Source organism: Amycolatopsis decaplanina DSM 44594 (genome assembly GCF_000342005.1).
GTDB classification, from domain to species: domain Bacteria; phylum Actinomycetota; class Actinomycetes; order Mycobacteriales; family Pseudonocardiaceae; genus Amycolatopsis; species Amycolatopsis decaplanina.
This window is the reverse complement of the sequence record NZ_AOHO01000081.1, coordinates 1-25306: the sequence shown is the minus strand read 5'-3', so window position 1 is coordinate 25306 and position 25306 is coordinate 1. Positions and strand designations below refer to the sequence as shown.

The following is a 25306-nucleotide window of genomic DNA, read 5'->3' as shown; positions in this document are numbered from 1 at the left end:
CGTTCTCTCCTTCCCGGAGCGGTTCCGCCGCTGCGACGATCACCCTCATGTCCGAGACCACGATTTCGCCGGCCCCTTCATCCGGCTCTCCCGACCCGGCCGACGACCTCGTGGCCATGCGCGACCGCGTCCGCTTCTACCGGACCCGTGCCGAGCAACTCCAGTACGCGCTCGACCACCGCCTTCCCATCGAGCAGGCGAAGGGAATCCTCGCCGAGCGTTACCAGATCGACATCGACGCGGCGTTCGAACTGCTACGCGCGTTCTGCCGCAACAACAACATGAAGATCCACGACGTCGCCAGGACGCTCATCGAGCAGCCGAACGAAGGCGATCGCCGGATCTCTTGCTGAGTCACGTCATGCTCGGCGGAGGGCCCGCGACCACCACCGGCGCCGCAGACCGCGCGGGCACGGACCGGGCGATGAACCGAACGCCACCCCGCAGACTCCGGGTGCTCGTCGCGGACGACAACCCGGTCATCGGTGACGCCCTGCGCGCCCTCTTGGAGGCCGAGCCGGACATCGAGGTGGTCGCCGTCGCGCTGGACGCCGGTGAAGCGGTCGCGCTCGCGGAACTGCTGGCCCCGGAGGTCGCCTTGCTGGACGTCCGGATCCCCGGCGGGGGTGGCGCGTGGATGGCCAGGGAGATCCGGCGGCGGGTGCCCCATACGCGGCTGATGGCGTTCTCCGCGCACAGCGACACCCGGTCCATCGCGCAGATGGCGTCCGCGGGCGTCACCGAGTACCTCGTGAAGGGCAGCCCCAACACCGAGATCCTCGCGGCCATCCGCCGCGTCTGCGCGAACAGCGCCAACGGGACCGAGTAGCCGGGTCGTCAATCCGCGAGCCAGCGTTCCATACAGGCCAGCAGTTCCTCCGCGTTCACGGGTTTGGTGACGTAGTCGCTCGCCCCGGCGGCAAGGCTCTTCTCACACTCCCCTTCCATCGCTTCCGCGGTCACCGTGATGATGGGCAGACCGGCGAACTTCGGCATCTCGCGGATCGCAGCCGTCGTCGCGTGGCCGTCCATCTCCGGCATCATCACGTCCATCAGGATCAGGTCGATGCCGTCGTCGGACAGCAGTTCCTCGATGCCCTTGCGGCCGTTGGGCGCGTGCACGACCGACAGTCCGTGCGGTTCGAGCATCCTCGAAATCGCGAACACGTTGCGGGCGTCGTCGTCGACGAGCAGGACCTTGCGCCCCTGCAGCCGTGGGGGGCCGGCGGGCGGCTCGGTGACCCGAGCCGTCTCATCGGGGGTCACCTCGAGCTGACGCGGCGGCGGCAAGATACTTTCGAGCTCACTCGCCGAGATGTGCAACATGATGCGCTCCCGCAGCATGTCCAGCGACGGCAGCAGTTGGACCGGATGCACCCGCGCGTGCGCTTGCAGCAACCTGTCCTGCGCGGCGCTGAGCTTGCGGGTCGCGTACCCCAGCACCGGGATCCCTACGTGATCCGGCCCCTCGGCGAGCCTTTTGAGGAACGTCAAGACACTCGTCCCGGGGATGCTGGTGTCGAGCACGACGCAGCGGTAGCTATCGCGTTTCAATTCCTCGAACGCGTCCGAAGGATCGGCCACCGCCCGGACCTGGACCGAGCCGTGACTGTCCGCGATGTCGGCCGCGACCCCGTGGGCGAGCAGGGTCAGCAGGCTGTTCTGCTCGCTTTCCACCACCAGCACCCGCCGCTCCGCCGCTACGGGGTCCACGGTGGACTCGTCGAGGCTCTCGGGTGCGGTGAACCTGGCCACCGGCAGGTAGAGGGTGAACGTGCTGCCCGTCCCCAGCACGCTGTCCGCCCGGATCTCGCCGCCGAGCAGGTAGGCGACCTCGCGGCTGATCGACAGGCCGAGCCCGGTGCCGCCGTACTTGCGGCTGGTGGTGCCGTCGGCCTGCTGGAAGGCGTCGAAGATCGAATCGAGGTTCTCCTCGGCGATCCCGATCCCGGTGTCCATGACGCTGAAAGCCACCAGGGATTCGTACGGGAGCCCTCCTGAAGGCGAAACGATGGTGTCGACCAGTTTGACCCGCAGCTCGACGCTGCCGTCTTCGGTGAACTTGACCGCGTTCGTCAGCAGGTTCCGCAGCACCTGCCGCAGTCGTTGCTCGTCGGTGAACAGCAGGTCCGGCACGTTGGGTTCGACGGTGATTTGGAAGTCGAGCCCCTTCTCCGCGGTCAGCGGATGGAAGGTCGTGCCGACGTAGTCGAGCAGCTGGCGCAACGGGAACGGCTCGTGGTGGATGTCCATCTTGCCGGCCTCGACCTTCGACAGGTCGAGAATGTCGTTGATCAGCTGCAGCAGATCGGTGCCCGCGGACTGGATCACCTTGGCGAACTCGACCTGTTTGGGCGTCAGATTACGGGTCGAGTTCTGCGAGAGGACTCCGGCGAGGATCAGCAGGCTGGTCAACGGGGTCCGGAGTTCGTGCGACATGTTGGCCAGGAACTCCGACTTGTACTTCGAGGCCAGCGCGAGCTGCTGCGCGCGTTCCTCGATCTCCTGGCGTGCCTGCTCCAGCTCGAAGTTCTTCACCTCGATGTCGCGGTTCTGCCGCGCGAGCAGTTCGGCCTTCTCCTCCAGTTCCGCGTTCGACACCTGCAGTTTCGCCTGCTGTGCTTGGAGTTCCTCCGAGCGAGCCTGTAGCTCCTCGGCGAGCCGCTGGGATTCCCCCAGCAGGGAGTCGGTCCGCGCGCCGGCGATGATCGTGTTGAGGTTGACCCCGATGGTCTCCATCAGCCGTTCGAGGAAGTCCCTGCGGACGGCGGTGAATTCGCCGAACGATGCCAGTTCGATGACGCCGAGCACCTGGTCCTCGAAGACGATCGGCAACACGATCAGGCTGACCGGCGGGGCTGAACCGAGGCTCGACGAGATCTTCACGAAGCCCGGCGGCGTCCGGTCGACCACGATCGGTCTCCTGGTCTGCGCGGCCTGCCCGATCAGTGACTGCCCCATCGCGAATTCCGAGGGCGCGTCCGGGTCCTCGCTGTGCCCGTAGCTGGTGACCAACCGCAGCCGGGTGCCATCCTCACCGGACTCGGTGAGGAACAACGTCCCGTGCTGGGCACCGACCAGCGGGGTCAGCTCGTTCATGATGAGCGTGGCCATCACCCGCAGGTCCCGGTGGCCCTGCATCAGGCCCGAGATCCTCGCCAGGTTGGTGGTGAGCCAACCCTGCTCCTCGTTCGCCAGCGTGGTCTCGCGCAGCGACTGGACCATCGCGTTCACCGAATCGGTGAGGTCCTTCCAGGTCCCCGAGGCCGAGGGCACCGCCGCCTGGCCGCCGAGCTTCCCGTCGGTTCCCACCTCGCGCGCGACCCGGGTGACCTCGGAGGTGAACAGCGCCAGCCGATCGACCATCCCGTTGAAGACGACCGCCATCTCGTCCATCAGGGCGTCCTCCGCCTGGGGCAGCCGGGTGCTGAAATCGCCGTCGCGAACGGCTTTCAGCCCCTCCAGCAGCCGCCGCAGACCTTGCTCGCCGATCGCCCCGCCCACCCGGACCGCTTCTCTCGATCCACGCTTGCTTCCCGGTTCCGGCATCGGGCTGCCTCCTTCGTTCCGACTGCCCCGAGGGTCCGGGGGGCGACCGTCATCTCCGCGCGGGCACGGGAGGGCCCAGCGGAATCCAGAAGGCCACCGACGTACCTTCGCCGGGCCTGCTGGAGATCCGGAACCAGCCTTGCGCCGCCTCAGCACGTTCGCGCATCGACGCCACCCCGATGTGCTCGCCCGACAACGCCTCGTGCGTGCTCTCGACCTCCAGCTTCATCCCGTCACCGTCGTCGGTGACCTCCGCCAGCAGACCGCCGTCCTGCTCCGTCAGCGAGACCACGACGGCGGTGGCGTTCGCGTGCTTCCGGACGTTCACCAACGCCTCCTGAAGGATCCGGAAAGCGGTCACGACGAGGTCAGGCGGCGGCTCGGTGGCGAGATCGTGCCGCAGCGTGCATTCCAGCCCCCAACCGGCGACGACCTCGTCGAGGTAGTCGCGGACGGAAGCGGCCAGGTCGTGGTCGTTCAGCGCGGGCGGGCGCAATTGGGCGACAAGGATCCGCAATCGCCGGACCGCCCCTTGAATCGCTTCGTCGAGTCGCATCAAAGCGGGATCGCGCCGTTGTGCGGCGAGCATCTGCAACCGCATGCTCACCGCGATCATCGACTGAATGGAATCGTCGTGAACATCCCACGCGATACGACGGCGTTCGGTTTCTTGCGCACGGACCAGATGCGCGAACGCCTGTCGCCGTTCGGTGCTTTCCTCCAGCGTTTTCCGGCGTTCGGTGAGGTCACGGGTCACCTTGCCGAAACCGATGAGGCAGCCCCGTTCGTCCCGCAAAGCGGTGATCACGGTGCTGGCCCAGAACCGTTCACCGCCGCGGCGGACGCGCCAGCCTTCGTCCTCGTGGCTCCCGATCTCCGCGGCGATCAGCAGTTCCGAGGCGGGTTTGCCCTCGGCGACGTCTTTCTCGGTGTAGAAAACGGAAAAATGACGGCCGAGGATCTCGTCCTCGGAATACCCCTTGATCCGTTCCGCCCCATGGTTCCAGGTGATCACCCTTCCATCGACGTCCAGCAGGTAAATGGCGTAGTCGACGACGCTGTGCATGAACAACTCGAAGAGCACAGCGCTGCGGTGATCAGGTGCCTGTTCCGATGGCAGCTTGGCCATAGTGCAGCTTGGCACTTGGATACGTCTCCCCGCTACGGCCGTTCGAGGAGGCCATTCTTGCGCGCGTGCGCCACGGCTTCGAGTTTCGAATGGGTCCCGGTCTTCACCAAGATCCGCTGCACGTGATTCCGCACGGTATTCCGCGCGAGCCGCAGCTCTTCGGCGATCCGATCGGTTCCCACGCCTTCGGCGATCAGCCCGAGCACCTGCCGCTCCCGCAGGGTCAGCACCGGTCCGAGTCCGCCGGAACCGCCGGCCAGCATCGCCAGCGCGCCGCTGAGCAGTTCCGGGTCGAAGACCACGTCACCTGCCGCGATGGTCCGGATCGCCGTGATCAGCTCGTCGAGGAGACCGGATTTCAGCAGCAGCCCGGCGCCGCCGACCTCGAGGATCCTGGCGGCGATGGCGCTGTTCGCGTCGCCGGTCAGCACCAGCACCCTGCTCAGCGGCGAGATCGCGCGGATTGCGGGGATCGCCTCGATCCCGTCACCGTCCGGCAGCCGCCGATCGAGCAGGACGATGTCGGGCAGATGCTCCTCCGCCGCGATCATCCCGTGCGCCAGTGACTGCACCGACGCCACCAGGTGGATCTCCGGGAATTCCTCGAAGGCCGCGCCCAGCGCTTCGGCCACCATCTTGTGGTCCTCGACCAGCAGCACCCGGATCGGGGCCGCGGCCGGGGGCAGAGCCTGCGGGGAGGTCGGGTTCTGCATGCACCTTCTCCGTCGATCGTGGTCTCGCCGGGACCATTGCCCGGCAGATTCCCGGGAATCGCGACCGGACACTGCGCGCGGCTCAGCAACCCCTGGGCCGTGCACCCGAGGCCGCCGCCGGAACCGGCGGACGTCCGCCGACAGCCTGCCCTCCGGCGCGGCGCCGGCACAGGGCATGAAGTCCCTTTCCCAACGGAAGATGGCTTTCGCGACGTGGCCGTCGGTGCCTGAGCCGGTGGTCCGGCGCATTGTCCCACCCCCTCCGGCCTGCCTGTGGTTTCGACGCGAACCCGTGACCCGCCGTATCCGCGCCCGGCGACCGAGTGAGGTCTTTGTGCCCTCCGTGGCACAACCTTCGGCGCTGACCGGCACGGCCCCCGGTACCTCATCGTCCAAGGTGACGACTACCGGACCGTGAGTGCGGGAAGAAGAGAGACCGGGACGTGACCACGAGAATCTGCGAGACCCGCCGCCGTCCCGGCACGAACGCCGTCGTCCGCCGGGCACCGGTCGCCGAACTCGGGCGGCCGCCGGGGGGCGAGGTGAAATCCGAGACGCACGCCTCCCTGCTCGACGACGTCCTGATCGCCATCCGGCATCTCGACGGCGCGGCCCTCGCCACGCGGTCGCGGCGGCGCTTCCCGCGATGGAACCCGCGAGACCGGCGTGTCCAGCGGCTGCGCGGCTGGCTCAGCGGCGTGCCCGGCTGACCGGACAGGCGCCCGTCACACCGGGTGCCCCCGGCCGATGCCGGACTCCATCGGCACGATCCGGGTCAGCGACGAGCGGGTCTTCAGTTCCATCGGCCTGTCCCGGCAGCGGGCCCCGCGAGGCGCGTACGGGTAGAAGGTGCCGTGCTCCCGGAGGTAGACCATGGTCAGCCTCGGATGACGCATGTCCCGCAACTCGGCGAAACCGACCGGCTCTTCCCAAGCAGGCTTCCCGACAGCGCCATGACTTCACCGCACCTTTCTCCTGCGTGAAGCCCGACCAGCTAGTGCGTGTCATTTTTCGACAGTTGTCACCGGTTTCGCCGCCGAAGAAGTTTCCGGGTGTCCAGTGTGCCTTCGACGACGCCGCGTGCGACCTCCGACAGCTTCCTGTTCGAACTGCGGGCGAAGGAACGCAAGCGGTGGAAGGCGGTGCCGACGTCGATTCCGGCGCGCTCGGCGAGCACGCCCTTCGCCTGCTCGATGACGACCCGGCTGTCGAGGGCCGTCTGCAACTGCTCCGAAAGCGTCCGATAGTGGCGCAATTCCCGTTGCTGCAGGAGACACAGCGTCGCGACGTCGGCGAGCGCCCGGCCCAGCCGGCGGTCTTCGACACTCAGAACCGCGGTTTCGGCGCTGAGAAAGGCGATCGAACCGAAGGTTTCATCCATCGCACGCAACGGAAGCGCGGAAACCGCGGCATAACCCTTCCCCGTGATCCTGGCGACGTAACCCGGCCAGCGCGAAACCTCGGCGGAAAGGTCGTGGACGGCGATGTCGTTCCCGGTTTCGAACGACTCGAGCGCGGGCCCTTCCTCCGCCACCGCGGGATAGCGTTCGAGTTCCAGCCCCGGCAGGAAGACTTCCGTGGAATCGATCGGCAACAGCCGTGCGCATTCGCTGGACAAGGTGTCCACGACCCGATCCGGCCCCAGATCTTCCGTGACACTCGCGGTCAAACTCGCGAACGCGGCACACACCGCGGGTTCCCGGTCCGATCCCGCGGCAATCTCCGCGCCCCAGCTATTCACCCGAGCGATTCTGGCCCGCACCGTGAGAACCGGCAACGACCAGATGGAGGATCCTGACAAAAGGCGTCACGCACAGCGACGACCTTTGATCTCGGCAAGATAACGATCGCGAGGTTATCAGTTACTCCGAAGTGAAAACGGCGGCACCGTGTTCGCCCTCAGCGCGCCCTCGTCCATAGTGGACTCCCCGATTCCCGCCTTGCCGATCCTCTCCGCGACGAGTGCGCCGGGATCGTCGAGCGCGTCGACCCTGCCGGTCACGAAGGCCCACTCATGCTCGTCCGAACCGTAGTAGAGAACGGTCCCGAACGACTCGGCGAACCGGCGCCACGACGCGATCAGCGTCTGATTGCGCCACAGCGTCGGGCAACCCGCCTGGCAGCCGACCACTCCCCCGTCGGTGAGCAGTGCCGTGCACCGGGCCAGGAAATCGGCACCGTACAGCCGGTTGTGCTGCGCCTCCGGATCGCCGTTCTCGTCCGGCAGGTCGATCACGACCACGTCGTAGGAGTCACCGCGCTCCTGAGCCTCGGCGAGGAACTCCCAGCCGTCGCGGTAGTGGACACGGACCTTCCCCTCCCCGCGCTCGGCACGGGCCAGATCGTCGAGGGTGTAGCCGTAGGGAAGGTGCTCGGCGCAGGCCCGCACCGCTTCGGCGTCGATGTCGACGTGATCGACCACCTCGGCCCCCGCCGCGACCGCGAGCTCGGAGGCGACCCCTTCGCTGGAGCCGATGATCAGCACCCACTCGACGCGTTCGGCGAGCAGCAGCGTCGGGACCATCAGCGCCTCGTGGTAGACGAGCTGACTCAGTTCGGTGCTCTGCCGTTCGTCGTCGCAGAACAGGGAGATACCCTGCGCGGTCCGTCCGATGAGGACATCCTGGAACGCCGTACGGCCCTCGAACAGGACCTCCTCGACATCCCAGTTCCGGGTGAGCCCCGCGCCCATCGGCTCGACGATCACTCGCTGCGCCATCAATTCTCTCCTCGTTCCACAGTGGACATCCGGACGGTGCCGGCGCCCAGCATCTTCGCCAGCAGCGCGACCGCGCGCTCCGGATCCGCCCGGTCCCCGCAGGTGAACACGTCCACGAACACCGAGCCGATCTCCGGATAGGTGTGCACCGACGCGTGCGATTCGGCCAACAGCGCGAGCACGGTGACCCCTTGCGGGGCGAAGGAATGCGACACGACTTCGCAGACCGTCGCCCCTGCCTCGGTCACCGCGTCGGCGAGGGTCTTCTTGAGGAGTACGGCGTCGTCGAGCAGCGACGGCTCGATCCCCTCGAACTCCGCGAGTACGTGGCGGCCGGCGAACCGGCCGACGAGTGGTCCTTCACCCGGCATCGGCGAACCTCCCCACACAATAGGTGCGCAACGGCTCGATTCCGTTGAAGGCGACGGACGAGTAGCTGGCGGTGTACGCCCCGGTGCCCGGGATGTCGAGCCGGTCGCCCGCCTTCAACGACCTCGGCAGCGCGCACGGCGTCCTCTGGTACAACACGTCGTCACCATCGCAGGTCGGCCCCGCGAGGACCACCGGCCCTTCCGGACCCTTGACGCCGACGGCCTCCAGCCGATACGCGACAGCTTCGTTCTCGCACTCCGCCATTCCGTTGTATCTGCCGACGTCGAGATAGACCCAGCGGCGTTCGTCGGCGGCGACGCGAGTGGTCACCAGGACGACCTCGGTCCTGATCAGCCCGGCGTCGGCGACGATCACCCGGCCCGGCTCCAGCAGCAACTCCGGTTCCGGCAGATGCTCTCGGCGGGCGGCGTGGATGGCTGTCGCGTAGTCCGTCAGCGACGGCACGGGTTCCCGGTGCTCGGTGGCGAACCCGCCGCCGATGTTGAGCCGCTCCAGGGCGACGCCGGCTTCGGCGGCGACCTTGGCCGCGGTCGCGATCCCGATCTCCCAGGCGGCCGGATCCGGCTGCTGTGAACCGACGTGGAAGGCGATTCCCGGCCGCAGCCCGGTTTCCACGGCCTGGCGGAGCAGCGTGGCGGCCACCGCCGGTTCGCAGCCGAACTTGTGACCGAACGGCGTGACCGAGTCCGGGCCACCGGTCAGCAGGCGGACCGAGACCAGCGAACCGGGCGCGTGCTCGGCAAGATTCGCCAGATCACCGGCGGAGTCCGTGGTGAACTCACGGACTCCGCGCCCGTAGGCGAAGGCGATGTCCGCCGGTTTCTTGATCGTGTTGCCGTAGGCCAGTTCCGCCGCCGTCGCGTCCCGGGACAGGCACAGCTCGATCTCGGCCGTGCCCGCCACGTCGAATCCCGCGCCGGTCGACGACACCGCGTCGAGTACCGCGGGAGCGGGATTCGCCTTGACCGCGTAGCGGATCAGCGCGTCCGGGAACACCTTCGAGACCGCGGCCGCACGCTCCGCGACCAGGTCGGTGTCCACGACCAGGCACGGTGTCGGCGGCTCGCGGTCCGCCAGGAACGCGCGGATCCGGTTCAGGCTTTCGGTCACACGCCCCAGGGTGTCAAAGGGCGATCACCGGCAGGGAACCCGGGGTCACGCCCGGGCGTCGCCCGAGGTCTGCTCCGGCAGTTCCACCCCGTGCTCGGCGGCCAGCCGCTCCAGGTTGGCCAGATCGGCGCCGACGGCCGAGGCCCGGTCCTCGTCCGAGGCCTGCTTGGCGATCTGGACGTCCTCCCTGGCCTGCCGCACCCGGTCCCGCAGATTCACCGCGAACTCGCTCATCGTGCACCCCCGATCTCCCGCATCTTGTCTGCTTTCACCCTAGGACCCTCCGAATCGGTCACCCACGTGATCTGCGTCATCACGGGTTCGTTCACGTCGGAGTGAAGCAGTATGACGGCCGGGCCCGCGTTGCGCAGATCAGCGGAGCACGGCTTTTTCACCGGGTTCCCGCACGACCGCCCGGCGGCCGATCACCGCGAGCGGGACGAGGGCGCACAGCCCGCCCGCGACGGCGACCAGAACGTATCCGCCCAGGCCGAACAGCTGCCCTGCGAGCAGGCTCGCCGCGGCCGAGGTCCCCCAGACGAACGCGTCGACCGTGCCCTGCGCGCTCGTCCGCTGAGCGGGCGGGAGATCGCGGCTGAGCATGCTGCTGCCGCCGACGAACACCAGATTCCAGCCGTAACCCAGCAAGAACATCGCGACCGGGATTCCCACGTGATGCGAATCGGGGGCGCCGATCGCGGTGACCGCCGCGACGGTGAGCGTGCCGATCCCGCCGAAGATGGCAGCTCGGCCACCCCAGCGGTCGGCGATCCAGCCGGACAGCGGCGCCAGCGCGAACATCCCGGCCAGATGGGCGCTCAGCACCCAGCCGACGACGTCGAGCCCCTGACCGTGCTGGTGCAGCTGGACGGGGGTCATCGTCATCACCGCCACCATGGCCAGCTGCGCGCCGACCATCGCCACGAGCGGCCCGAGGATCACCGGGTTCCGCATGGGCATCCGCTCCCGCCTCGACACCCGCTCCGCCGGTGCGGCGAGTCCTCGCGGCAGGGTGGCGACGGCGACCACGGCGATGGCCACGACGATCGCCCCGGCCGCGATCGGACCGGACAGGGCGGGTAGTTCGGCGGCTTCCGCCCTCGCCGCGGCGGGCGCGATCAGCGCGGGTCCCGCGACCGCGCCGACGGTCCCCGCCCAGACCATCGTGGACAGTGCGAAACCCTTGCGGTGCTCGGGCGAGAGGTCGGCGGCCGTGTACCGGGAGAGTTGCGCCCCGCTGTTGCCGAAGCCGATCAAGGGCATCCCGGCCACCAGCGCGAGCACGGACCCGCCGAGCGCACCGGCGAAGGAGATCAGCGCGCCCGCCACCGCGGTGCCGTACATCAGCACCAGCACGAACCGCCTGCCGTGGCGAGCGGCCAGTACTCCCGACGACAGCGAACCCACGGCGGAACCGAGTACCAGCACGGCGCTCGGGAGTCCGCTCCACGTGGCACCGGCGTGCTCGACCACGATCAACGCCGCCGTGGTGGACAGGCCGACGACCGCGGTACTGAGACAGGCGACGCCCATGAAGAGCGCGAACATCGGTTTCATGATTCAAAACTAGGGATTCCGGGTGCCGCGGCGAATAGGCTGACGAAGGCTTCGCGGGGGTGCGAGGCCCATCATGGAAGGAATCCGGGCGCGATGACCTTACGATCGGAAAGGGCGCTGGACGACCTCGACTGGCGGCTCCTCGAAACGCTCCAGAGCGACGGCCGGCTCTCGTTCAAGGAATTGGGCCGCCGTGTGAACCTCTCCGCCCCGGCGGTCGCCGAACGGGTCCGGAGGCTGGAGGAGGCGGGCGTCATCACCGGGTATCGCGCCCAGGTCGACGCGCGCCGCGCCGGGTACGGTCTGCAGGCGTTCGTCGAAATGCGCTGCTCACTCGGCAGCTGCCTGCTGCGCACCAGCAAGTCGGACGACTACCCCGAGGTGGTCGAACTGCACCGGCTCAGCGGCGACCGCTGCACCATGCTGAAGGTGCGGGTCGTGTCGCTCGAACATCTCGAAGGCCTCTTCGAGCGGCTGGGCGAACACGGCGAGATCAGGTCGTCGGTGGTGCTGTCGACCCAGTACGAGGGCAGGCCGGTCGGCCCACCGGTCGAGGACTACCTGAAGGCGACCAGGAGCGAGGGCTGGAGTGTCTGATCACCGAGGCCCCTCCCGGCCGTCGTCGCCGCGAGCGCGAGGAACTCCTCGCGCCCCTGCTCCGGGAAGACGGATCAGGAATCGAGAAGCGGAAGGCCCCCGAACTCACCTAGCGTGATCATCATCGAGGACGAACGGCTCGAGGCTGGTTAGATCGAGCCCGGTGAGGCTGACGGAACGTACACGCGGCCCACATGAGGATGGAGACATGATGCGCAAGACCACCAGGCCGCAGCCGCCCGAGGAACACCCCGCCGACAGCCACGACCTGATCCGCGTGGTGGGCGCGAACGAGAACAACCTCAAGAACGTCGCCGTCGAGCTGCCGAAGCGACGGCTGACGGTGTTCACCGGCGTCTCCGGATCGGGCAAGAGCTCCCTGGTCTTCGACACGATCGCGGCCGAGTCGCAGCGGCTGATCAACGAGACGTACAGCACCTTCGTGCAGGGCTTCATGCCGACACTGGCCCGGCCCGAGGTCGACGTGCTCGACGGCCTGACCACCGCGATCATCGTCGACCAGCAGCGGATGGGCTCGGACCCCCGCTCCACGGTCGGCACCGCCACCGACGCCTACGCGATGCTGCGCATCCTCTTCAGCCGGATCGGGAAGCCGCACATCGGCTCGCCACAGGCGTTCTCCTTCAACGTCGCCTCGATCTCCGGCGCGGGCGCCGTGACCGTCGAGAAGGGCGGGCGGACCACGAAGGAACGCCGCGAGTTCAGCATCACCGGCGGCATGTGCGCCCGGTGCGAGGGGCGGGGCCAGGTCAACGACATCGACCTCACCGCGCTGTACGACGACACCAAATCCCTCAACGAGAGCGCGCTGACGATCCCCGGTTTCTCCATGGAGGGCTGGTACGGCCGCATCCTGCGCGGCTGCGGTTTCTTCGACCCCGACAAGCCGATCAAGAAGTACACCAAGCGGCAACTGAACGATCTGCTCTACAAGGAGCCGGTCAAGCTCAAGATCGACGGCATCAACCTGACCTACTCGGGGCTGATCCCCACGATCCAGAAGTCGTTCCTGTCCAAGGACCGCGAAGCGATGCAGCCGCACATCCGCGCGTTCGTGGACCGGGCGGTCACCTTCGCCGTCTGCCCCGAATGCGACGGAAGCCGGCTCAGCGAACTCGCGCGGTCGTCGAAGATCAAGCGGATCAACATCGCCGACGCCTGCAAGATGCAGATCAGCGACCTCGCCGACTGGGTCCGCGGGCTCAAGGAGCCGTCGGTGGCGCCGCTGCTGGAGAAGCTGCAGCACACGCTCGACTCCTTCGTCGACATCGGACTCGGCTACCTCTCCCTCGACCGGCCGTCCGGCACGCTTTCGGGTGGTGAGGCGCAGCGCACGAAGATGATCCGGCACCTCGGCTCCTCGCTCACCGACGTCACCTACGTCTTCGACGAGCCCACCATCGGTCTGCACCCGCACGACATCCAGCGGATGAACAACCTGCTCCAGCAGTTGCGCGACAAGGGCAACACGGTGCTGGTCGTCGAACACAAGCCGGAGACCATCGCCATCGCCGACCACGTCGTCGACCTCGGCCCGGGCGCGGGCACCGCGGGCGGGACGATCTGCTTCGAGGGCACCGTCGAAGGCCTGCGCGCCAGCGACACCAGCACCGGCAGGCACCTCGACGACCGGGCGTCGCTCAAGGACAGCGTCCGCAAGCCGACCGGCAAACTGGAGATCCGCGGCGCGGACCGCCACAACCTCCGGAACGTGAACGTCGACGTCCCGCTCGGCGTTCTCTGCGTCGTCACCGGTGTCGCGGGTTCCGGCAAGAGTTCGCTGATCCACGGCTCGATCCCCGCCGCCGAGGGCGTGGTCTCGGTCGACCAGACCCCCATCCGCGGCTCGCGGCGGAGCAACCCGGCCACCTACACCGGTCTGCTCGAACCGATCCGCAAGGCCTTCGCCAAGGCCAACGGCGTGAAGCCGGCGCTGTTCAGCGCCAACTCCGAGGGCGCTTGCCCGAACTGCAACGGCGCGGGCGTCATCTACACCGATCTCGGCATCATGGCGGGTACCGCGACCACCTGCGAGGAATGCGACGGCAAACGGTTCCAGGCCTCGGTGCTGGAGTACACCTTCGGCGGCAAGAACATCAGCGAAGCACTCGAAATGCCGGTGTCCGAAGCCGTGAAGTTCTTCGGCGAGGGCGAGGGGCGCGTCCCCGCCGCGCACGCCATCCTCGGCAGGCTCGACGACGTCGGGCTCGGCTATCTCAGCCTTGGCCAGCCGCTCACCACGCTCTCCGGTGGTGAACGGCAGCGGTTGAAGCTCGCGACGCACATGGGCGACAAGGGCGGCGTCTACGTCCTCGACGAGCCGACCACCGGTCTGCACCTCGCCGACGTCGAGAACCTGCTCGGCCTGCTGGACCGGCTCGTCGACGCGGGCAAGTCCGTGATCGTGATCGAACACCACCAGGCGGTCATGGCGCACGCCGACTGGATCATCGACCTCGGCCCGGGCGCCGGCCACGACGGCGGCAAGATCGTCTTCGAGGGCACGCCGTCCGATCTCATCGCGAGCGCGTCGACGCTGACCGGCGAACACCTGGCGGCCTACGTCGGCAAGTGATCCTCGGCCCCGCATTTATTGAAGGGTAAGGCAAATGTGGCGTGGCTGGGTTGGCGGCGGGAGCAGAGGCGCCAAAGCGACCCGGCGCATTCTTGACTGTCCATAAGAGACACGGATCCCGATCAAAGTGCCCGATTTGCGCACTTCATGCGGGGGTCGCGAGTGGTAAAGAGCGTTAGAGCGGACCGGTATTTGCCTACCCACTGGAACCTGGGCCCACCTGGGTGTCCTCGGGCTGGATGAAGGGGGTGCGACGGGGGAGGATTCCGGACGTTGAACGTCCGGAATCCTCCCCGCTCGGCCGGTGGCGTGGTCCTGGTCTTGATCAAGTCCGAGAGCGGATCGTCGTGAGTTGATGAAAGCGTAGGTAGGTAAATACCGGTCCGCTCTAACGCTCTTTACCACTCACGACCCCCGCGCGGAACTAGGCATATGGGCATCGATCGGATATTTTGCCACCAGAAAGTGTCCCATGTGGTCACTCGATGCACGGCCGGCCTCGTCTGCCAGTCCAGAACAGCGTGGCGAAGGACTCTCTGCCCAGCTTGAAGTCAGCGAAGAAGGCTTTCACGGCAGGAGGGTCGGTCACGACACATTTGCCTTACTCCTCAGCGGTCCTCTAAATGCGGGACCTCACTGACTGGCTTTCGCGACCTCGCCGGGCCGGGCCCCTGCATTCCCGACCGCATTTAGCCCTCTAAATGCGGTCGGAGGCCGTCACTCGGCTTCGGCGTCGAGTCCGTCGCGGTCCGCCCATTCGAGCAAGGTGTCGAGCGAGTACGCCGTGTCGTCGATGCCCGCGTGCAGGTCGCCGAGTTCGGCGAAGCGCGCGGGCACGGTGGCGATGGTGAACTCACGCGGTTCGACGTCGTCGATCTCGTCCCATCCGATCGGGGTCGAGACGACGGCTTCGGGCACGCCGCGAACCGAGTAGGCGCTCGCGATGGTGTGGTCGCGGGCGTTCTGGTTGTAGTCCACGAACAGCTTCGAGGGATCTCGGTCCTTGCGCCACCAGGTTGTGGTGACCTCGTCTGGCATCCGGCGCTCGACCTCGCGCGCGAAGGCGAGCGCGGCCCGGCGTACCTCCTGGAAACCCCACCGCGGTTCGATCCGCACATAGACGTGCATGCCCTGCCCGCCGGAGGTCTTCGGCCAGCCGGTGATGCCGAGTTCGTTCAGGATCTCGCGAACGGTATGGGCGACCTTCCGCACGGTGGAGAACGAGCAGCCGGGCATCGGATCGAGGTCGATCCGCCACTCGTCGGGGCGTTCGGTGTCGGCGCGGCGGGAGTTCCACGGGTGGAACTCGACGGTGGACATCTGCACCGCCCAGATCACGTCGGCGGGATGCGTGACGCACAGTTCGTAGGCGTGCCTGCCGGACGGGAAGTCGACGCGGACGGTCTGCAGCCAGTCGGGGGCTCCGTTCGGAACCCGCTTCTGGTGGACCTTCTCCCCCGAGACGCCGGATGGGAACCGGTGCAGCATGCACGGCCGTTCCCGCAGCGCACGCACGATCCCGTCACCGACCGCGAGGTAGTAGCGGACGAGGTCGAGCTTGGTCTCGCCCCGCGCCGGGAAGTAGACGCGATCCGGGTTGGAGACGCGCACCGTCCGGTCGCCGACCTCGATCTCCACCGCCGAGCTTTTCGCCATACAGGCAAACTAGCCCGAAAGTCACCGGTCCGCGTCCGCTCGATCCGGATCAGCGCTCTGCCAGGATGACGGCACGGCACCACGGACACGCGCCGAGGCACTGTCCCGCGAGCGCATCGTCGAGGCCGCCGTCGAACTGCTCGACGCGGACGGCGAACGCGGGCTGACCTTCCGGACGTTGACCGAACGCCTCGCCACCGGTCCCGGAGCGATCTACTGGCATGTGCCGAACAAGGGCGCGCTGCTCGACGCCGCGACCGCGTCCGTCGTCGCCACCGCCATGGCCGTCGAGGTCACGGGCTCACCCCAGCGGGAGATCCGTGCCATCGCATTGGGTTTGTTCGAGGCGATCGAGCGGCACCCGTGGCTATCCCCCCAGCTCGCCCTCCGGCTTTCCCGCAGCCCTTGGAGTTCGGTGACACCGCGGATCTTCGAAAGCATCGGGCAACGGGTCAGCGCGCTGGGAGTCCCCGAGTCCACCTGGTTCACGGCGACCTCGGCGCTGGTGCACTACATTTTCGGCGCCGCCGGCCAGAACGCGGCGAACTCCCAGGTGCTCGGGCTCGGGGTGGACCGCGCCGAATTCCTCCGCGCCACGGCGAACGCGTGGGAAGAACTCGATCCCGGCGAGTTCCCCTTCCTCCGCTCCATCGCCGACGAAGCCCGCGATCACGACGACCGGGAGCAGTTCCTCACCGGAATCGATCTCATCCTCACCGGCATCACCGGCGCCGAGCCCGGTGGATCGACGCGGCCATGACCGCGAACACCGCACCGAGGAACGTCACGTCCACCGCCGGCACCCAGCGCACGTCACCGCCTTTGAGCACGTACGCGCCGACGGGTCGCGCGGCGAGGATGAAACCGCCGCCTTCGCCTTCCTTACCTTGTTCGGCACCGTGCCCGCCGCCACCGCCGCCGATGACGCTCGCGGCCGGGATGACCACGACGCCGTCCTTCTCCACGGGCTCGCCGTAGACGCGCCGGACGGTGAGGTTGTCACGCATGACACCGACGATCTTCTCGAGTCCCATCAGGCCCCCACCCTGTCCAGTTCCAGCGCGATCGCGCCACGCAGGAGGTCGCGCGCCCGGTCCAGGTCCATCGAACCGGAAAGCCACCGCTCGCTGAGCCCTTCGACGAGGCCGGTGAGCCGTTCCGCGGCGTCTTCGGCCTTGACCCCGGCGCAGTCGACGCGCCGGATCACCTCGGCGACCTCGTCCACCCAGATCCGGGTCGACTCCGCCAACGGTTCGCGCAGTTCCGGGGTGAAGACGGCGCTGGCCCGCAGTTCGCCCCAGGCGGTGCTGTTCTCCCGCACCGCCTGCGTGTCCTGAAGTTCCCCGAACAGCAGGAGTTCCAGCTCGGCGCGGGGATCCGCCGCCTCGGCCGCGGCCTCTTCGGTGTACGCCGCGGCGCGATCGCTGACGAACTCCAGCGTCTTCCGCAGCAGCCCGGCGCGGTTGGTGAAGTGGTAGTAGATCAGCGACGTCGAGATCCCGGCCTCGGCCGCGATCTTCTCGACCCGCAGGCCCCGCACACCGCTGCGCGCGATCACCCGCACGGCCGCTTCCAAGATCTTCTGCTGACGTTCGAACACGGGGGCTCACCCTAGCGGTTTCATCCTGACTGAATTTTCAGTCAGGATGCTATCGTGTCACCACCGGTCCGACCAAGGAGTGCAGAGTGTTCGATTCGTCCCTTCCCCGCCGCACGGTCCTGCGTGCGCTGACGGCGGTCGGCGCCGTCGTCGCCGGGAGCGCCGGGTGCTCGGAGAATCCGGCCGCATCGGCCCCGAAGACGGGCTCGCCGTCGCCCGCCGCCGCGGCGACACGCAGACTGGGCGCCGAATGGGAAAGCCACGCACGCACCTACCTGTCCTGGCCCGCGTCGAAGTCCATCTGGGCGGAGGACCTGCCCGCCGTCCGCGAGGAGATCGCCGGACTGGCCAAGGCGATCGCCGACCACGAACCGGCGGTGCTCCTCGCCAGGCCCGAGCACGCCGACGCCGCTCAGCAGGCGTGCGGCGACACCGTCGAGGTCGTCCCGATCCCGGTCGACGACCTGTGGGCGCGCGACACCGTCCCGGTCTTTGTGGAGGAGGCGGGCAAGGTCGCGGGGGTCGACTTCAACTTCAACGGCTGGGGCGGCAAACAGAAGCCGCACGACAAGGACAACGCCGTCGCGAGGTCCGTGCTGGGCAAGTACGGCCTGGCCCGTACCGAAACCTGGATCACCGCCGAGGGCGGTTCGTTCGAGACCGACGGCGCCGGCACGTTGATGGTCACCGAAAGCTCACTCGTCAACGACAACCGCAACAAGGGCAGAAGCCGACAGGAGATCGAAGACGAACTGAAGAAGGTGCTCGGCGTCCGGAAGGTCATCTGGTTCGCGGGGGTACGCGGCGAGGACATCACCGACGCCCATGTCGACTGCCTGGCCCGGTTCACCGCTCCCGGCGTCGTTCTGCTGGACAAGGCGGCGCCCGGCACCCCGCCCGATTCGTGGTCCCGCGCGGCCGATCAGGCGAGGTCGGTGCTCGCGAGCGCCACCGACGCCGACGGCAAATCCTTCGAGGTCATCGACCTCGTCCAGCCGGATCCGGACAAGGTCGAAGGCTACGGCGAGGACAGCGTGATCTCGTACGCCAACTTCTACATCGCGAACAAGTCGGTCTTCGTGCCGAAGTTCGGCGACACCGCGGCGGACGAACGCGCCCAGCAAATCCTGCGCGAACAGTTCCCCGGCCGCGAGATCGTGCCGGTGAAGATCTCGACCATCGCCTCGGGCGGCGGCGGGATCCACTGCTCCACGCACGACCAGCCGGGTCAGCCTTCCTGAGGCAGCACCGACATCACTTCGGACACCGGGCGCAAATGCTCCTCCAGCAACCGTGACGCCTCTTTCACGTCGTGGTCGTTCAGGGCGGCGACCAGCGCCCGGTGTTCCTCGTTGATCACCGTCAGCCGTTCCGGGCGCGCCTCCAGCGCGCGGACCGTGACCCGCTGCTGCCGTGAACGAAGGGTGTCGTAAAGCTCGGTCAGGACGGTGTTGCCCGCGGCGTTGACGATGGCGCGATGGAATCGGCGGTCCAGCCCCGAAACGGCGAACCAGTCGCGTTCGGCGCCCGCGCTCGCCATCGCTTCGATGAGTTCCGGCAGTTCGGCGGGGGCGCCTGCCCGGTTCGCGCAGAGCGCCGCGATGGCGTGACCTTCGATCAGCCGCCTGCTCTGGTAGACCTCTTCCAGTTCCCTGGCGGTGACAGTGCGCACCTGCGCGCCCTTGCGCGGCAGGAGGCTGATGAACCGCTCCGCGGCCAGGCGATGGAACGCCTCCCGCACCGGCGTCCTGGAGACGCCGACGACGCCGGAGACCCACATCTCGTCGAGGAAGCGGCCACCTTCCAGCTCACCCGAGATGATTCCGTCGCGCAGCCACGTGTAGACCCGCTCGCGCGCCGGGCCGCCCCCTTCGGCGGTCACAGTCATCTCGTCCCCCTCCATGCCGTCACTTTCCGCGACAGAGCCTACACCTGGACCAGCCAAGTATCCATCATGTATACAAGAGTTCCACTCATTGGAAGGGGTCCCATGGTGCACGTCGCGGTGGCGCAGTTCGCGCCCGGCAACGACAAAGAGGCCAACCTCGCCCGTGTCGCCGCCCTCGTCGGCGAAGCGGCCGACCGCGGCGCGCGGGTGGTGGTGCTGCCCGAGTACTCGTTGTTCACCGTACCGACGATGAGCCGGGAATTCGTGACCTCGGCCGAAGAACTCGACGGCCCGTTCGTCACCGAACTGCGCGGTCTCGCCAAGGATCGGCAGATCACCGTCGTCGCGGGCATCAACGAAGCGCTCCCCGGCGGCGAGCGGATCTCGAACACGCTCGTCGCGGCCGGCCCCGACGGGGCGATCACCGCGCTCTACCGCAAGCTGCACCTGTACGACGCCTTCGGTTTCCGTGAATCGGAACTGGTCCGGCCCGGCGACATCGAAGCACCCGAGACCTTCGAGGTCGACGGGATCACCTTCGGTCTCCAGACCTGCTACGACCTCAGGTTCCCGGAGGTCACCCGCCGTCTGGTCGACGCGGGAGCGGACGCGGTGCTGCTGCCCGCGGAGTGGATGCCCGGTCCGCTCAAGGAGGACCACTGGACGACACTGGTCCGGGCGCGGGCGATCGAGAACACGATCTATCTCGTCGCGGCGGGACAGGCCGCACCGGCGGGCTCGGGGCACAGCATGATCGTCGACCCGATGGGCGTCGTCGTCGCCTCGCTCGGGGAGCGCACGGGAACCGCGACCGGTGAGGTCTCCGCCGAGCGGATCTCCGAGGTGCGCGCCAAGAACCCGGCGCTGGAACTGCGCCGGTTCGCCGTCACCCCGAAGTCCTGAGTATCTTCAGACCCGGAGGTCCGTTCGTGAAGACACGCCCTCGGGCGTGGTGACGCGGCTTCCGTTCGCCTGGGTGCCGGGTGGCCGCCCGGCACCCAGGCTCTTCTCACGGCACCAGCAGTCCCCAGTGCACGGCCCACGGTACGAACAGGACGGTCCCGGCCAGCAGCAGGCCGCCCCGGACTCCCCCGCTCCTTCGTCCGCCACCCGCCTTGGCGCGGTAGTCGTCCCGGTCGTGTTCGCCGGAGCCGTGCACCATGACGATGCCCGGCGCCGGGCCGCGGCGGGAAGCGGTGACGAGACCGCCACGACGGCCGCGAGCAACGCCGCGATCATCGCCTGCTCACCCGGACCACCTCGAGCGACGGCGACGCGAGAATGTCCTTCTCGCAGTACCGTTCGGTGACCCACTGCTTGCGCGAATACAACTCCGTCTGGTCGCTGTGGTGCGCGGACGCCGGATTCGCGGACTGCGAGTAGGTCAGCAGCGTCGTCGTGTCCGGGCAGCCGGTACCGTTGAACTCCACGACGTGCAGGTACGTCCCGCCGTGCGTGAACTCGGTGTAGCCGCGAGCAGGATCCCAAGGCCCGCCCAAGGAGTTGTAGACACCGCGTCCCGCGGCCCCGCCACCCAACGGGATCTTCCGGCCGTCACGGACGACGTAGTGGTTGTCGCCGTACGGCGCGTCGAGCGGGATGTTCGCTGCCTTCAACTGCGCGACGGCGTCGGAAAATGCCTTGCGGATCGCCGCGTTCCCCGTGTCGAGGGTATTCGGCGTGTGGACCGGATCCTTGACGTCGAAAGGAATCCTCCAGATCTCCGGCCCCATCCGATCCACCAGGGACCAGAACCTGTCGAACAGCAGCGCGCCCCGGCTGCCGGTGTCCGAACGACCGTCCCAGCCCGCCAGCGCCGCGCAAGCGGCGTCCATTCCCGGCATCGTGCGGCACATCGCGACGACGTCCACCCGGACGAGTTCGGCGGCGTGGTCCCGGTTCGAGAACATCAGGTCCCGCATCGCCTGCCCCGTGAAGCCGCCCTTCTTCAGCTGGTCGGCGATTTCGACGAAGCCGCCGCGCGTCCGCATGTTCTGTTCGTAGCGGGCCGGGCCCACGATCCTGGGAAAGCCGGTCTTCGGCTCGGCGGGATTGAACAACCAGTAGCTGTCGTTCGAGTTCGCCAGGTAGTCGGACCGGCTCAGACTGGGCAGGCCGGACGGGCCGAAGACGCCCGGCCGCACCGCGTCACGGTCGCGGCCCCACGCGCAGGCCGTTCTGGAACCGTCGAGCACCGCGACCCCGTCGGCATCGAACAGTTCCTTGCCCAGCGGGGTGTTGCAGCGCGCCGCCTTCTCGTCGGTGACGTGCGGGACCCCGTGGATCTGACTGAACTCCACCCGGCCGCGATCGTCGGTGGCGAGGATGTTCATCCACGGCAGCCCTTGTGTCTCGCGGACCGCGCCGATCATCTCCCCCGCCGTCCGGCCTCGGGCGATCGCGAACATCGAGTTCGTCATCCCGAGATTCCCGGCGTTGGCGTCCGCGATCGCGAACGCGCTCGACGCCGTCCACGGCAGTTTCCGCTGCCCGAGCCGGGTCGTCACCGGACCGTACCTCGTCGTCCACTGTGGACGTACGACGCGCTCCAGGGTGCCGTCCGCCTTTCGCGACAGGACACTCACGTCGTCGCGCCGCATCCGCTCGGGCTTCCCGTCGACAAGGTAGGTCGTCGGCGAGCCGGGCACGAGCTTCAGTTCGAACAACGTGTACGTGCGTGTCGTGTCGGTGGCGGTGCCGCTCCAGGCGGCGGTTTCGTTGTGTCCCAGCCACATGAGCGGGATGCCGGGGATGCCGGCTCCGCTGACGTCGAGCTTTCCGGGCAAGGTCACCTGCGACTGCCAAAGCCTGGTCCCGCTCAGCTGCCACGGCAGGTGCGGATTGGCCAGCGAGACACCGCGTCCGTTCGCCGACGCGGCCGAACCGATCGCGATCGCGTTGCTGCCGATCCCGGTCTCCCCGAGCATCTGCTCGGTACCGCCGCCCGCGGGCGGGGCACCCGGCAGCGACGCGGTGATCGAGTCCGCGACGCCGCCCTGTCCGAAGATCATGCCGACCGCGTGGCTGTGCCGGTGGACGTCGAGTTCGGTGATCGGCTTCAGCCAGCCGGCGCCCCGGCAGGCCGGGTCGGTGATCTCAACGGTGCGCAGGTACTTGTTGACGCCCTCGACGTAACCGCGGATCAGTTCGCGGACCTCGCGGTACGGTCCGCGCGGCGCGGGTGCCGACAGGAGTCGCTCGATCACGCCGCTTTCGTTCAGACCTTGGAAGTACAGGTCGCTGGCGAGGTTCGTGCTCGCCTGGCTCACCCCGCTCGTCGGCGCCGCGTCCGGCCCGAGCCAGCGGGAACGCTCGGCCCGCGTCGTGACCGCGACGTCCGCGATCGCGCAGATGTTGTCCTTGGCCGCGGCGAACCCCTGCCCGAAGCCCAGGTTCAGCCAGTCGTTCGCGACGATGTGCGGGATGCCGTACTCGGTGTAGCGGATGATGGCGTCCGGCCGGGATACCCCATCCGGCGGTTGCGCGGCCGCCGCCGTCCCCGCCGCGAGCAGGCTCGCCGCGGCGCAGACGGCGGCGATTCTCTTCCAGAGCAGCATGCTGCTCCCCCTTTGCATGTGGAGTCGTTCGTGAAGACACGCCGTCCGGCGTGGTGACGCGATGCCTGTGGTCGAGTGGCCGCTCTCCCACCGGTTTTCACTTCCCTTTCCGCACCTTCCCCTCCGGATCCGGGAACGCCGTCCAGCGCACGAGCACCTTCCGCGCGTCCGGGCCGGGTTCCGGCCGCCAATAGCGGCGAAGCAGATCCAGGTACTCCTCCCAGAACTCCTTGAGCTCTTCGAGGTTCACGTAGACCGAGCCGCGTGAGAACACCAACGCGTCACCCCATTCGCCCAGCTCACCGCGACGTTCGAGGAAACGCGCCAGCTGTTCGAGATCCTCGGTGAACGCCGCGCGCTGCGCCTCGTCGAACACCGCGCGCATCTCGTCGTTCTGCTCGCTGTGCCGAGGCCAGCGGATGTCGCGGGGCCGGGCGCGCCACCAGCGCTCCTTGCCGTGCGCAAGCTCCGGCGCTTCGTCGACGAAGTCGTACTTCGCCAGTTCCCGCAGGTGATAGCTGGTCGCGCCCGAACTCTCCCCCAGCTCTTTGGCCAGCTTCGTCGCCGTCGCGGGCCCACGGCCCAGTGCCTCCATGATCCGGCGGCGCAACGGGTGCATGACCGCCTTGAGCACGGCGGCGTCGGCGATCTCTTCGGGTGGCGGCGGACCGGTCATGACCCCAAGGTAGCCATGCAAAGGAGATTGTGCAAAGAAGTCTTTGCACGCAGTTCGAGCCGCTTCCGCGAAGTGACCGGGGATTCTGCTGATGTTTCGGTGAACTCGGCGTGAAATTGACAACTTCGCTACGAAGGTCTTGTGCCGGGCGGACGAAAACTCGACAGGTTCGCAGGTTTTTCGTTGCGTCGTCCCCGAAATTCGGTTGCATCGGATAGTTTTGCCCAGAGTCGACCTTGCGGGAGAGAACATGCCGAAGCACCGCCCTCGACAGACGGACAAGCTGTCCGCCCGGCACCGGACGGCCTTCGCGCTCGCCGGTGGCGCGCTCGCCGTCCTGCCCGCGGTCACCGCGTCGGCGGTTCCGGACACCCCGATCGCCGCGCCGAAACCGGCCGTACCGCAGAACCAGGCCGCGGCCTGGCAACCACCGGCGGGCACGGTGCCGGAGATCGCCGTCGACGGCAGCCTCCCCGAGCCACCCACCCCGGATCCGCTGACCGTCCCGGGCGGCACCGGCAACGTCGGCGGCTCGTTCGCGCCGTCGGGCGCGCTCGGCATCCCCGCCAGCATGATGAAGGCGTACAAGAACGCGGCCGACATCCTCGCGAAGGAACTGCCCGGCTGCCACATCGACTGGGCACTGATCGCGAGCATCGGCCGCATCGAGTCCAACCACGCTCGCGGCGGTTACGTGGACGCGAAGGGCAACACCCTCGAACCGATCCTCGGTCCGCAGCTCAACGGCGCGGGTCCGTTCGCGGCCATCCCGGACACCGACGGCGGCAAGTACGACGGTGACACGGTGTGGGACCGCGCCGTCGGCCCGACACAGTTCATCCCGTCCACGTGGAAGGGCTACGCCTCCGACGGCAACGGCGACGGCGAGTCCAATCCGAACAACATCTACGACGCGACGCTGGGCTCGGGCCGCTACCTCTGCTCCGGAGGTGTCGACCTGACGTCCGAGCAGACCCAGCGCGTGGCCGTGTACCGCTACAACCACTCGCTGTCCTATGTGGACACCGTGATCCGCTGGGCCGCCGCCTACCGTGGCGGCGTCGCGACGATGCCGGACAGCCAGGTGCCCGTCGGTACCCCCGAGTCCCCGGACGTCGCCGCCGGCACGCCCAGTGGCCAGGTCCCGGTGCCGACCCTGCCCGGCACTCCCCCGCCCGGCACGACCACGCCTCCGCCGACCCCGTTGCCCGGCACGTCGTTCCCGCCGAGCAGCAGCACGCCGCCGACCAGCACTTCGCCCTCGAAGCCGACCAGCACACCGCCTTCGTCGACGCCTCCCTCGTCGACATCTCCCTCGTCGACGCCGCCTTCGAGCACTCCTCCGTCATCGACGCCTCCGCCGTCCAGCACCACGACCACCCCGCCGCCCTCCTCGACCCCGGCCGGCAACACCGGCGAGACGACCCCGACCAGCACCACTTCGCCCACCCCGTAACGCCTCGTGAGTGGTAAGGACGGTTAGAACCGTCCTTGTTACTGGTCAGGTGGTTGTGGGGTTGGTTGGTAGCCAGGGGTTTCCGGTGATGGCGTCGCGGAGTGCGGTCA

General features: G+C 68.1%; 26 protein-coding genes. 9 read left to right on the top strand and 17 right to left on the bottom strand.

The features are described from left to right. Positions 1-47: 47 nt before the first annotated feature. Positions 48-353, top strand: a complete 306-nt coding sequence (locus H074_RS37190) for an ANTAR domain-containing protein (RefSeq protein ID WP_007035260.1) — start codon at positions 48-50, stop codon at positions 351-353. Between the two features lie 101 nt (positions 354-454). Continuing rightward, the gene (locus tag H074_RS37185) at positions 455-829 is read left to right on the top strand and encodes a response regulator (protein WP_039924460.1); all 375 of its coding nucleotides are present in this window, start codon (positions 455-457) and stop codon (positions 827-829) included. 8 nt (positions 830-837) lie between these two features. On the opposite strand, the gene H074_RS37180 is transcribed toward H074_RS37185, so the two are convergent. From H074_RS37180 to H074_RS37170, 3 genes are read right to left on the bottom strand one after another with little or no spacing between them, the layout of a single operon-like run. Beyond that, positions 838-3549, bottom strand: coding sequence for a response regulator (locus H074_RS37180; protein WP_007035258.1), 2712 nt, complete (start codon positions 3547-3549; stop codon positions 838-840). A gap of 49 nt (positions 3550-3598) precedes the next feature. Then, entirely contained in the window at positions 3599-4678 is a 1080-nt protein-coding gene (locus H074_RS37175; RefSeq protein ID WP_051072090.1) for a PAS domain-containing sensor histidine kinase, read from the bottom strand. Between the two features lie 32 nt (positions 4679-4710). After that, positions 4711-5391, bottom strand: a complete 681-nt coding sequence (locus H074_RS37170) for a response regulator (protein ID WP_007035256.1) — start codon at positions 5389-5391, stop codon at positions 4711-4713. A gap of 443 nt (positions 5392-5834) precedes the next feature. Here H074_RS37170 and H074_RS37165 point away from each other — a divergent pair, with 443 nt between their 5' ends. After that, positions 5835-6101, top strand: coding sequence for a hypothetical protein (locus H074_RS37165; RefSeq protein ID WP_007035255.1), 267 nt, complete (start codon positions 5835-5837; stop codon positions 6099-6101). A 15-nt stretch (positions 6102-6116) separates the two neighbouring features. Here the strand turns inward: H074_RS37165 and pspAB are convergent, their stop codons facing one another. The 7 genes from pspAB to H074_RS37130 all read right to left on the bottom strand — a co-directional run bounded on the left by pspAB (position 6117) and on the right by H074_RS37130 (position 11170). Further along, positions 6117-6287, bottom strand: coding sequence for a PspA-associated protein PspAB (gene pspAB / locus H074_RS40055; protein ID WP_007035254.1), 171 nt, complete (start codon positions 6285-6287; stop codon positions 6117-6119). Between the two features lie 125 nt (positions 6288-6412). Then, positions 6413-7018: a GAF and ANTAR domain-containing protein gene (locus H074_RS37155; protein WP_235096977.1), complete on the bottom strand. Its 606-nt coding sequence runs from the start codon at positions 7016-7018 to the stop codon at positions 6413-6415. Positions 7019-7249: 231 nt separating this feature from the next. Continuing rightward, entirely contained in the window at positions 7250-8110 is an 861-nt protein-coding gene (locus tag H074_RS37150; RefSeq protein ID WP_007035252.1) for a spermidine synthase, read from the bottom strand. Beyond that, positions 8110-8481 (bottom strand): adenosylmethionine decarboxylase, encoded by a 372-nt coding sequence (gene speD, locus H074_RS37145; protein ID WP_007035251.1) that lies wholly within the window; start codon positions 8479-8481, stop codon positions 8110-8112. Before speD ends, H074_RS37150 begins: the two co-directional genes overlap by 1 nt. Then, complete coding sequence (locus H074_RS37140; protein WP_007035250.1) at positions 8471-9613, bottom strand: type III PLP-dependent enzyme; 1143 nt, start codon at positions 9611-9613, stop codon at positions 8471-8473. The genes speD and H074_RS37140 overlap by 11 nt, the downstream gene beginning before the upstream one ends. 45 nt (positions 9614-9658) lie before the next feature. Then, the gene (locus H074_RS37135) at positions 9659-9847 is read right to left on the bottom strand and encodes a hypothetical protein (protein ID WP_007035249.1); all 189 of its coding nucleotides are present in this window, start codon (positions 9845-9847) and stop codon (positions 9659-9661) included. 138 nt (positions 9848-9985) lie between these two features. After that, positions 9986-11170, bottom strand: coding sequence for an MFS transporter (locus tag H074_RS37130; protein ID WP_007035248.1), 1185 nt, complete (start codon positions 11168-11170; stop codon positions 9986-9988). A gap of 93 nt (positions 11171-11263) precedes the next feature. On the opposite strand from H074_RS37130, the gene H074_RS37125 reads away from it, so the two are divergent. Both H074_RS37125 and H074_RS37120 read left to right on the top strand, forming a co-directional pair. Then, entirely contained in the window at positions 11264-11767 is a 504-nt protein-coding gene (locus H074_RS37125; protein ID WP_007035247.1) for an Lrp/AsnC family transcriptional regulator, read from the top strand. A 211-nt stretch (positions 11768-11978) separates the two neighbouring features. Next, a complete protein-coding gene (locus H074_RS37120; RefSeq protein WP_039924447.1) occupies positions 11979-14363 on the top strand; it encodes an ATP-binding cassette domain-containing protein in 2385 nt (794 codons plus the stop codon). Positions 14364-15080: 717 nt separating this feature from the next. Here H074_RS37120 and ligD read toward each other — a convergent pair. After that, a complete protein-coding gene (ligD, locus tag H074_RS37115) occupies positions 15081-16019 on the bottom strand; it encodes a non-homologous end-joining DNA ligase (RefSeq protein ID WP_039924444.1) in 939 nt (312 codons plus the stop codon). Positions 16020-16119: 100 nt separating this feature from the next. On the opposite strand from ligD, the gene H074_RS37110 reads away from it, so the two are divergent. After that, positions 16120-16779: a TetR/AcrR family transcriptional regulator gene (locus H074_RS37110; protein WP_039924442.1), complete on the top strand. Its 660-nt coding sequence runs from the start codon at positions 16120-16122 to the stop codon at positions 16777-16779. Here the strand turns inward: H074_RS37110 and H074_RS37105 are convergent. Continuing rightward, complete coding sequence (locus tag H074_RS37105) at positions 16742-17053, bottom strand: hypothetical protein (RefSeq protein WP_007035243.1); 312 nt, start codon at positions 17051-17053, stop codon at positions 16742-16744. The two genes, H074_RS37110 and H074_RS37105, sit on opposite strands and share 38 nt — an antisense overlap. Next, positions 17053-17619: a TetR/AcrR family transcriptional regulator gene (locus tag H074_RS37100; protein WP_007035242.1), complete on the bottom strand. Its 567-nt coding sequence runs from the start codon at positions 17617-17619 to the stop codon at positions 17053-17055. The genes H074_RS37105 and H074_RS37100 overlap by 1 nt, the downstream gene beginning before the upstream one ends. Positions 17620-17705: 86 nt before the next feature. Here H074_RS37100 and H074_RS37095 point away from each other — a divergent pair, with 86 nt between their 5' ends. Beyond that, complete coding sequence (locus H074_RS37095; protein ID WP_007035241.1) at positions 17706-18860, top strand: agmatine deiminase family protein; 1155 nt, start codon at positions 17706-17708, stop codon at positions 18858-18860. Here the strand turns inward: H074_RS37095 and H074_RS37090 are convergent. Then, a complete protein-coding gene (locus H074_RS37090; protein ID WP_235096976.1) occupies positions 18848-19507 on the bottom strand; it encodes a GntR family transcriptional regulator in 660 nt (219 codons plus the stop codon). The two genes, H074_RS37095 and H074_RS37090, sit on opposite strands and share 13 nt — an antisense overlap. 102 nt (positions 19508-19609) lie before the next feature. Between H074_RS37090 and H074_RS37085 the strand changes: the two genes are divergently transcribed. Further along, a complete protein-coding gene (locus H074_RS37085) occupies positions 19610-20410 on the top strand; it encodes a carbon-nitrogen hydrolase family protein (RefSeq protein WP_007035239.1) in 801 nt (266 codons plus the stop codon). Positions 20411-20516: 106 nt separating this feature from the next. Here H074_RS37085 and H074_RS41235 read toward each other — a convergent pair whose 3' ends face one another. The 3 genes from H074_RS41235 to H074_RS37075 form a co-directional block, all read right to left on the bottom strand. After that, on the bottom strand, positions 20517-20669 hold the full coding sequence (locus H074_RS41235; protein WP_167333198.1) for a hypothetical protein: 153 nt from the start codon (positions 20667-20669) through the stop codon (positions 20517-20519). Positions 20670-20742: 73 nt separating this feature from the next. Next, on the bottom strand, positions 20743-23064 hold the full coding sequence (locus H074_RS37080; RefSeq protein ID WP_007035238.1) for a penicillin acylase family protein: 2322 nt from the start codon (positions 23062-23064) through the stop codon (positions 20743-20745). 97 nt (positions 23065-23161) lie between these two features. Beyond that, positions 23162-23740, bottom strand: a complete 579-nt coding sequence (locus H074_RS37075) for an ArsR/SmtB family transcription factor (RefSeq protein WP_007035237.1) — start codon at positions 23738-23740, stop codon at positions 23162-23164. Between the two features lie 250 nt (positions 23741-23990). On the opposite strand from H074_RS37075, the gene H074_RS37070 reads away from it, so the two are divergent. After that, complete coding sequence (locus H074_RS37070) at positions 23991-25196, top strand: lytic transglycosylase domain-containing protein (protein WP_007035236.1); 1206 nt, start codon at positions 23991-23993, stop codon at positions 25194-25196. Positions 25197-25306 lie beyond the last annotated feature (110 nt).

Bases quoted from the DNA above. Each gene is read 5' to 3' on its own strand.
- H074_RS37190 (WP_007035260.1), top strand. From the start codon at position 48: ATGTCCGAGACCACGATTTCGCCGGCCCCTTCATCCGGCTCTCCCGAC.
- H074_RS37180 (WP_007035258.1), bottom strand. From the start codon at position 3,549: ATGCCGGAACCGGGAAGCAAGCGTGGATCGAGAGAAGCGGTCCGGGTG.
- H074_RS37175 (WP_051072090.1), bottom strand. From the start codon at position 4,678: ATGGCCAAGCTGCCATCGGAACAGGCACCTGATCACCGCAGCGCTGTG.
- H074_RS37170 (WP_007035256.1), bottom strand. From the start codon at position 5,391: ATGCAGAACCCGACCTCCCCGCAGGCTCTGCCCCCGGCCGCGGCCCCG.
- pspAB (WP_007035254.1), bottom strand. From the start codon at position 6,287: ATGCGTCATCCGAGGCTGACCATGGTCTACCTCCGGGAGCACGGCACC.
- H074_RS37150 (WP_007035252.1), bottom strand. From the start codon at position 8,110: ATGGCGCAGCGAGTGATCGTCGAGCCGATGGGCGCGGGGCTCACCCGG.
- speD (WP_007035251.1), bottom strand. From the start codon at position 8,481: ATGCCGGGTGAAGGACCACTCGTCGGCCGGTTCGCCGGCCGCCACGTA.
- H074_RS37135 (WP_007035249.1), bottom strand. From the start codon at position 9,847: ATGAGCGAGTTCGCGGTGAATCTGCGGGACCGGGTGCGGCAGGCCAGG.
- H074_RS37130 (WP_007035248.1), bottom strand. From the start codon at position 11,170: ATGAAACCGATGTTCGCGCTCTTCATGGGCGTCGCCTGTCTCAGTACC.
- H074_RS37125 (WP_007035247.1), top strand. From the start codon at position 11,264: ATGACCTTACGATCGGAAAGGGCGCTGGACGACCTCGACTGGCGGCTC.
- H074_RS37120 (WP_039924447.1), top strand. From the start codon at position 11,979: ATGCGCAAGACCACCAGGCCGCAGCCGCCCGAGGAACACCCCGCCGAC.
- ligD (WP_039924444.1), bottom strand. From the start codon at position 16,019: ATGGCGAAAAGCTCGGCGGTGGAGATCGAGGTCGGCGACCGGACGGTG.
- H074_RS37105 (WP_007035243.1), bottom strand. From the start codon at position 17,053: ATGGGACTCGAGAAGATCGTCGGTGTCATGCGTGACAACCTCACCGTC.
- H074_RS37090 (WP_235096976.1), bottom strand. From the start codon at position 19,507: ATGACTGTGACCGCCGAAGGGGGCGGCCCGGCGCGCGAGCGGGTCTAC.
- H074_RS37085 (WP_007035239.1), top strand. From the start codon at position 19,610: ATGGTGCACGTCGCGGTGGCGCAGTTCGCGCCCGGCAACGACAAAGAG.
- H074_RS41235 (WP_167333198.1), bottom strand. From the start codon at position 20,669: ATGGTGCACGGCTCCGGCGAACACGACCGGGACGACTACCGCGCCAAG.
- H074_RS37080 (WP_007035238.1), bottom strand. From the start codon at position 23,064: ATGCTGCTCTGGAAGAGAATCGCCGCCGTCTGCGCCGCGGCGAGCCTG.
- H074_RS37075 (WP_007035237.1), bottom strand. From the start codon at position 23,740: ATGACCGGTCCGCCGCCACCCGAAGAGATCGCCGACGCCGCCGTGCTC.
- H074_RS37070 (WP_007035236.1), top strand. From the start codon at position 23,991: ATGCCGAAGCACCGCCCTCGACAGACGGACAAGCTGTCCGCCCGGCAC.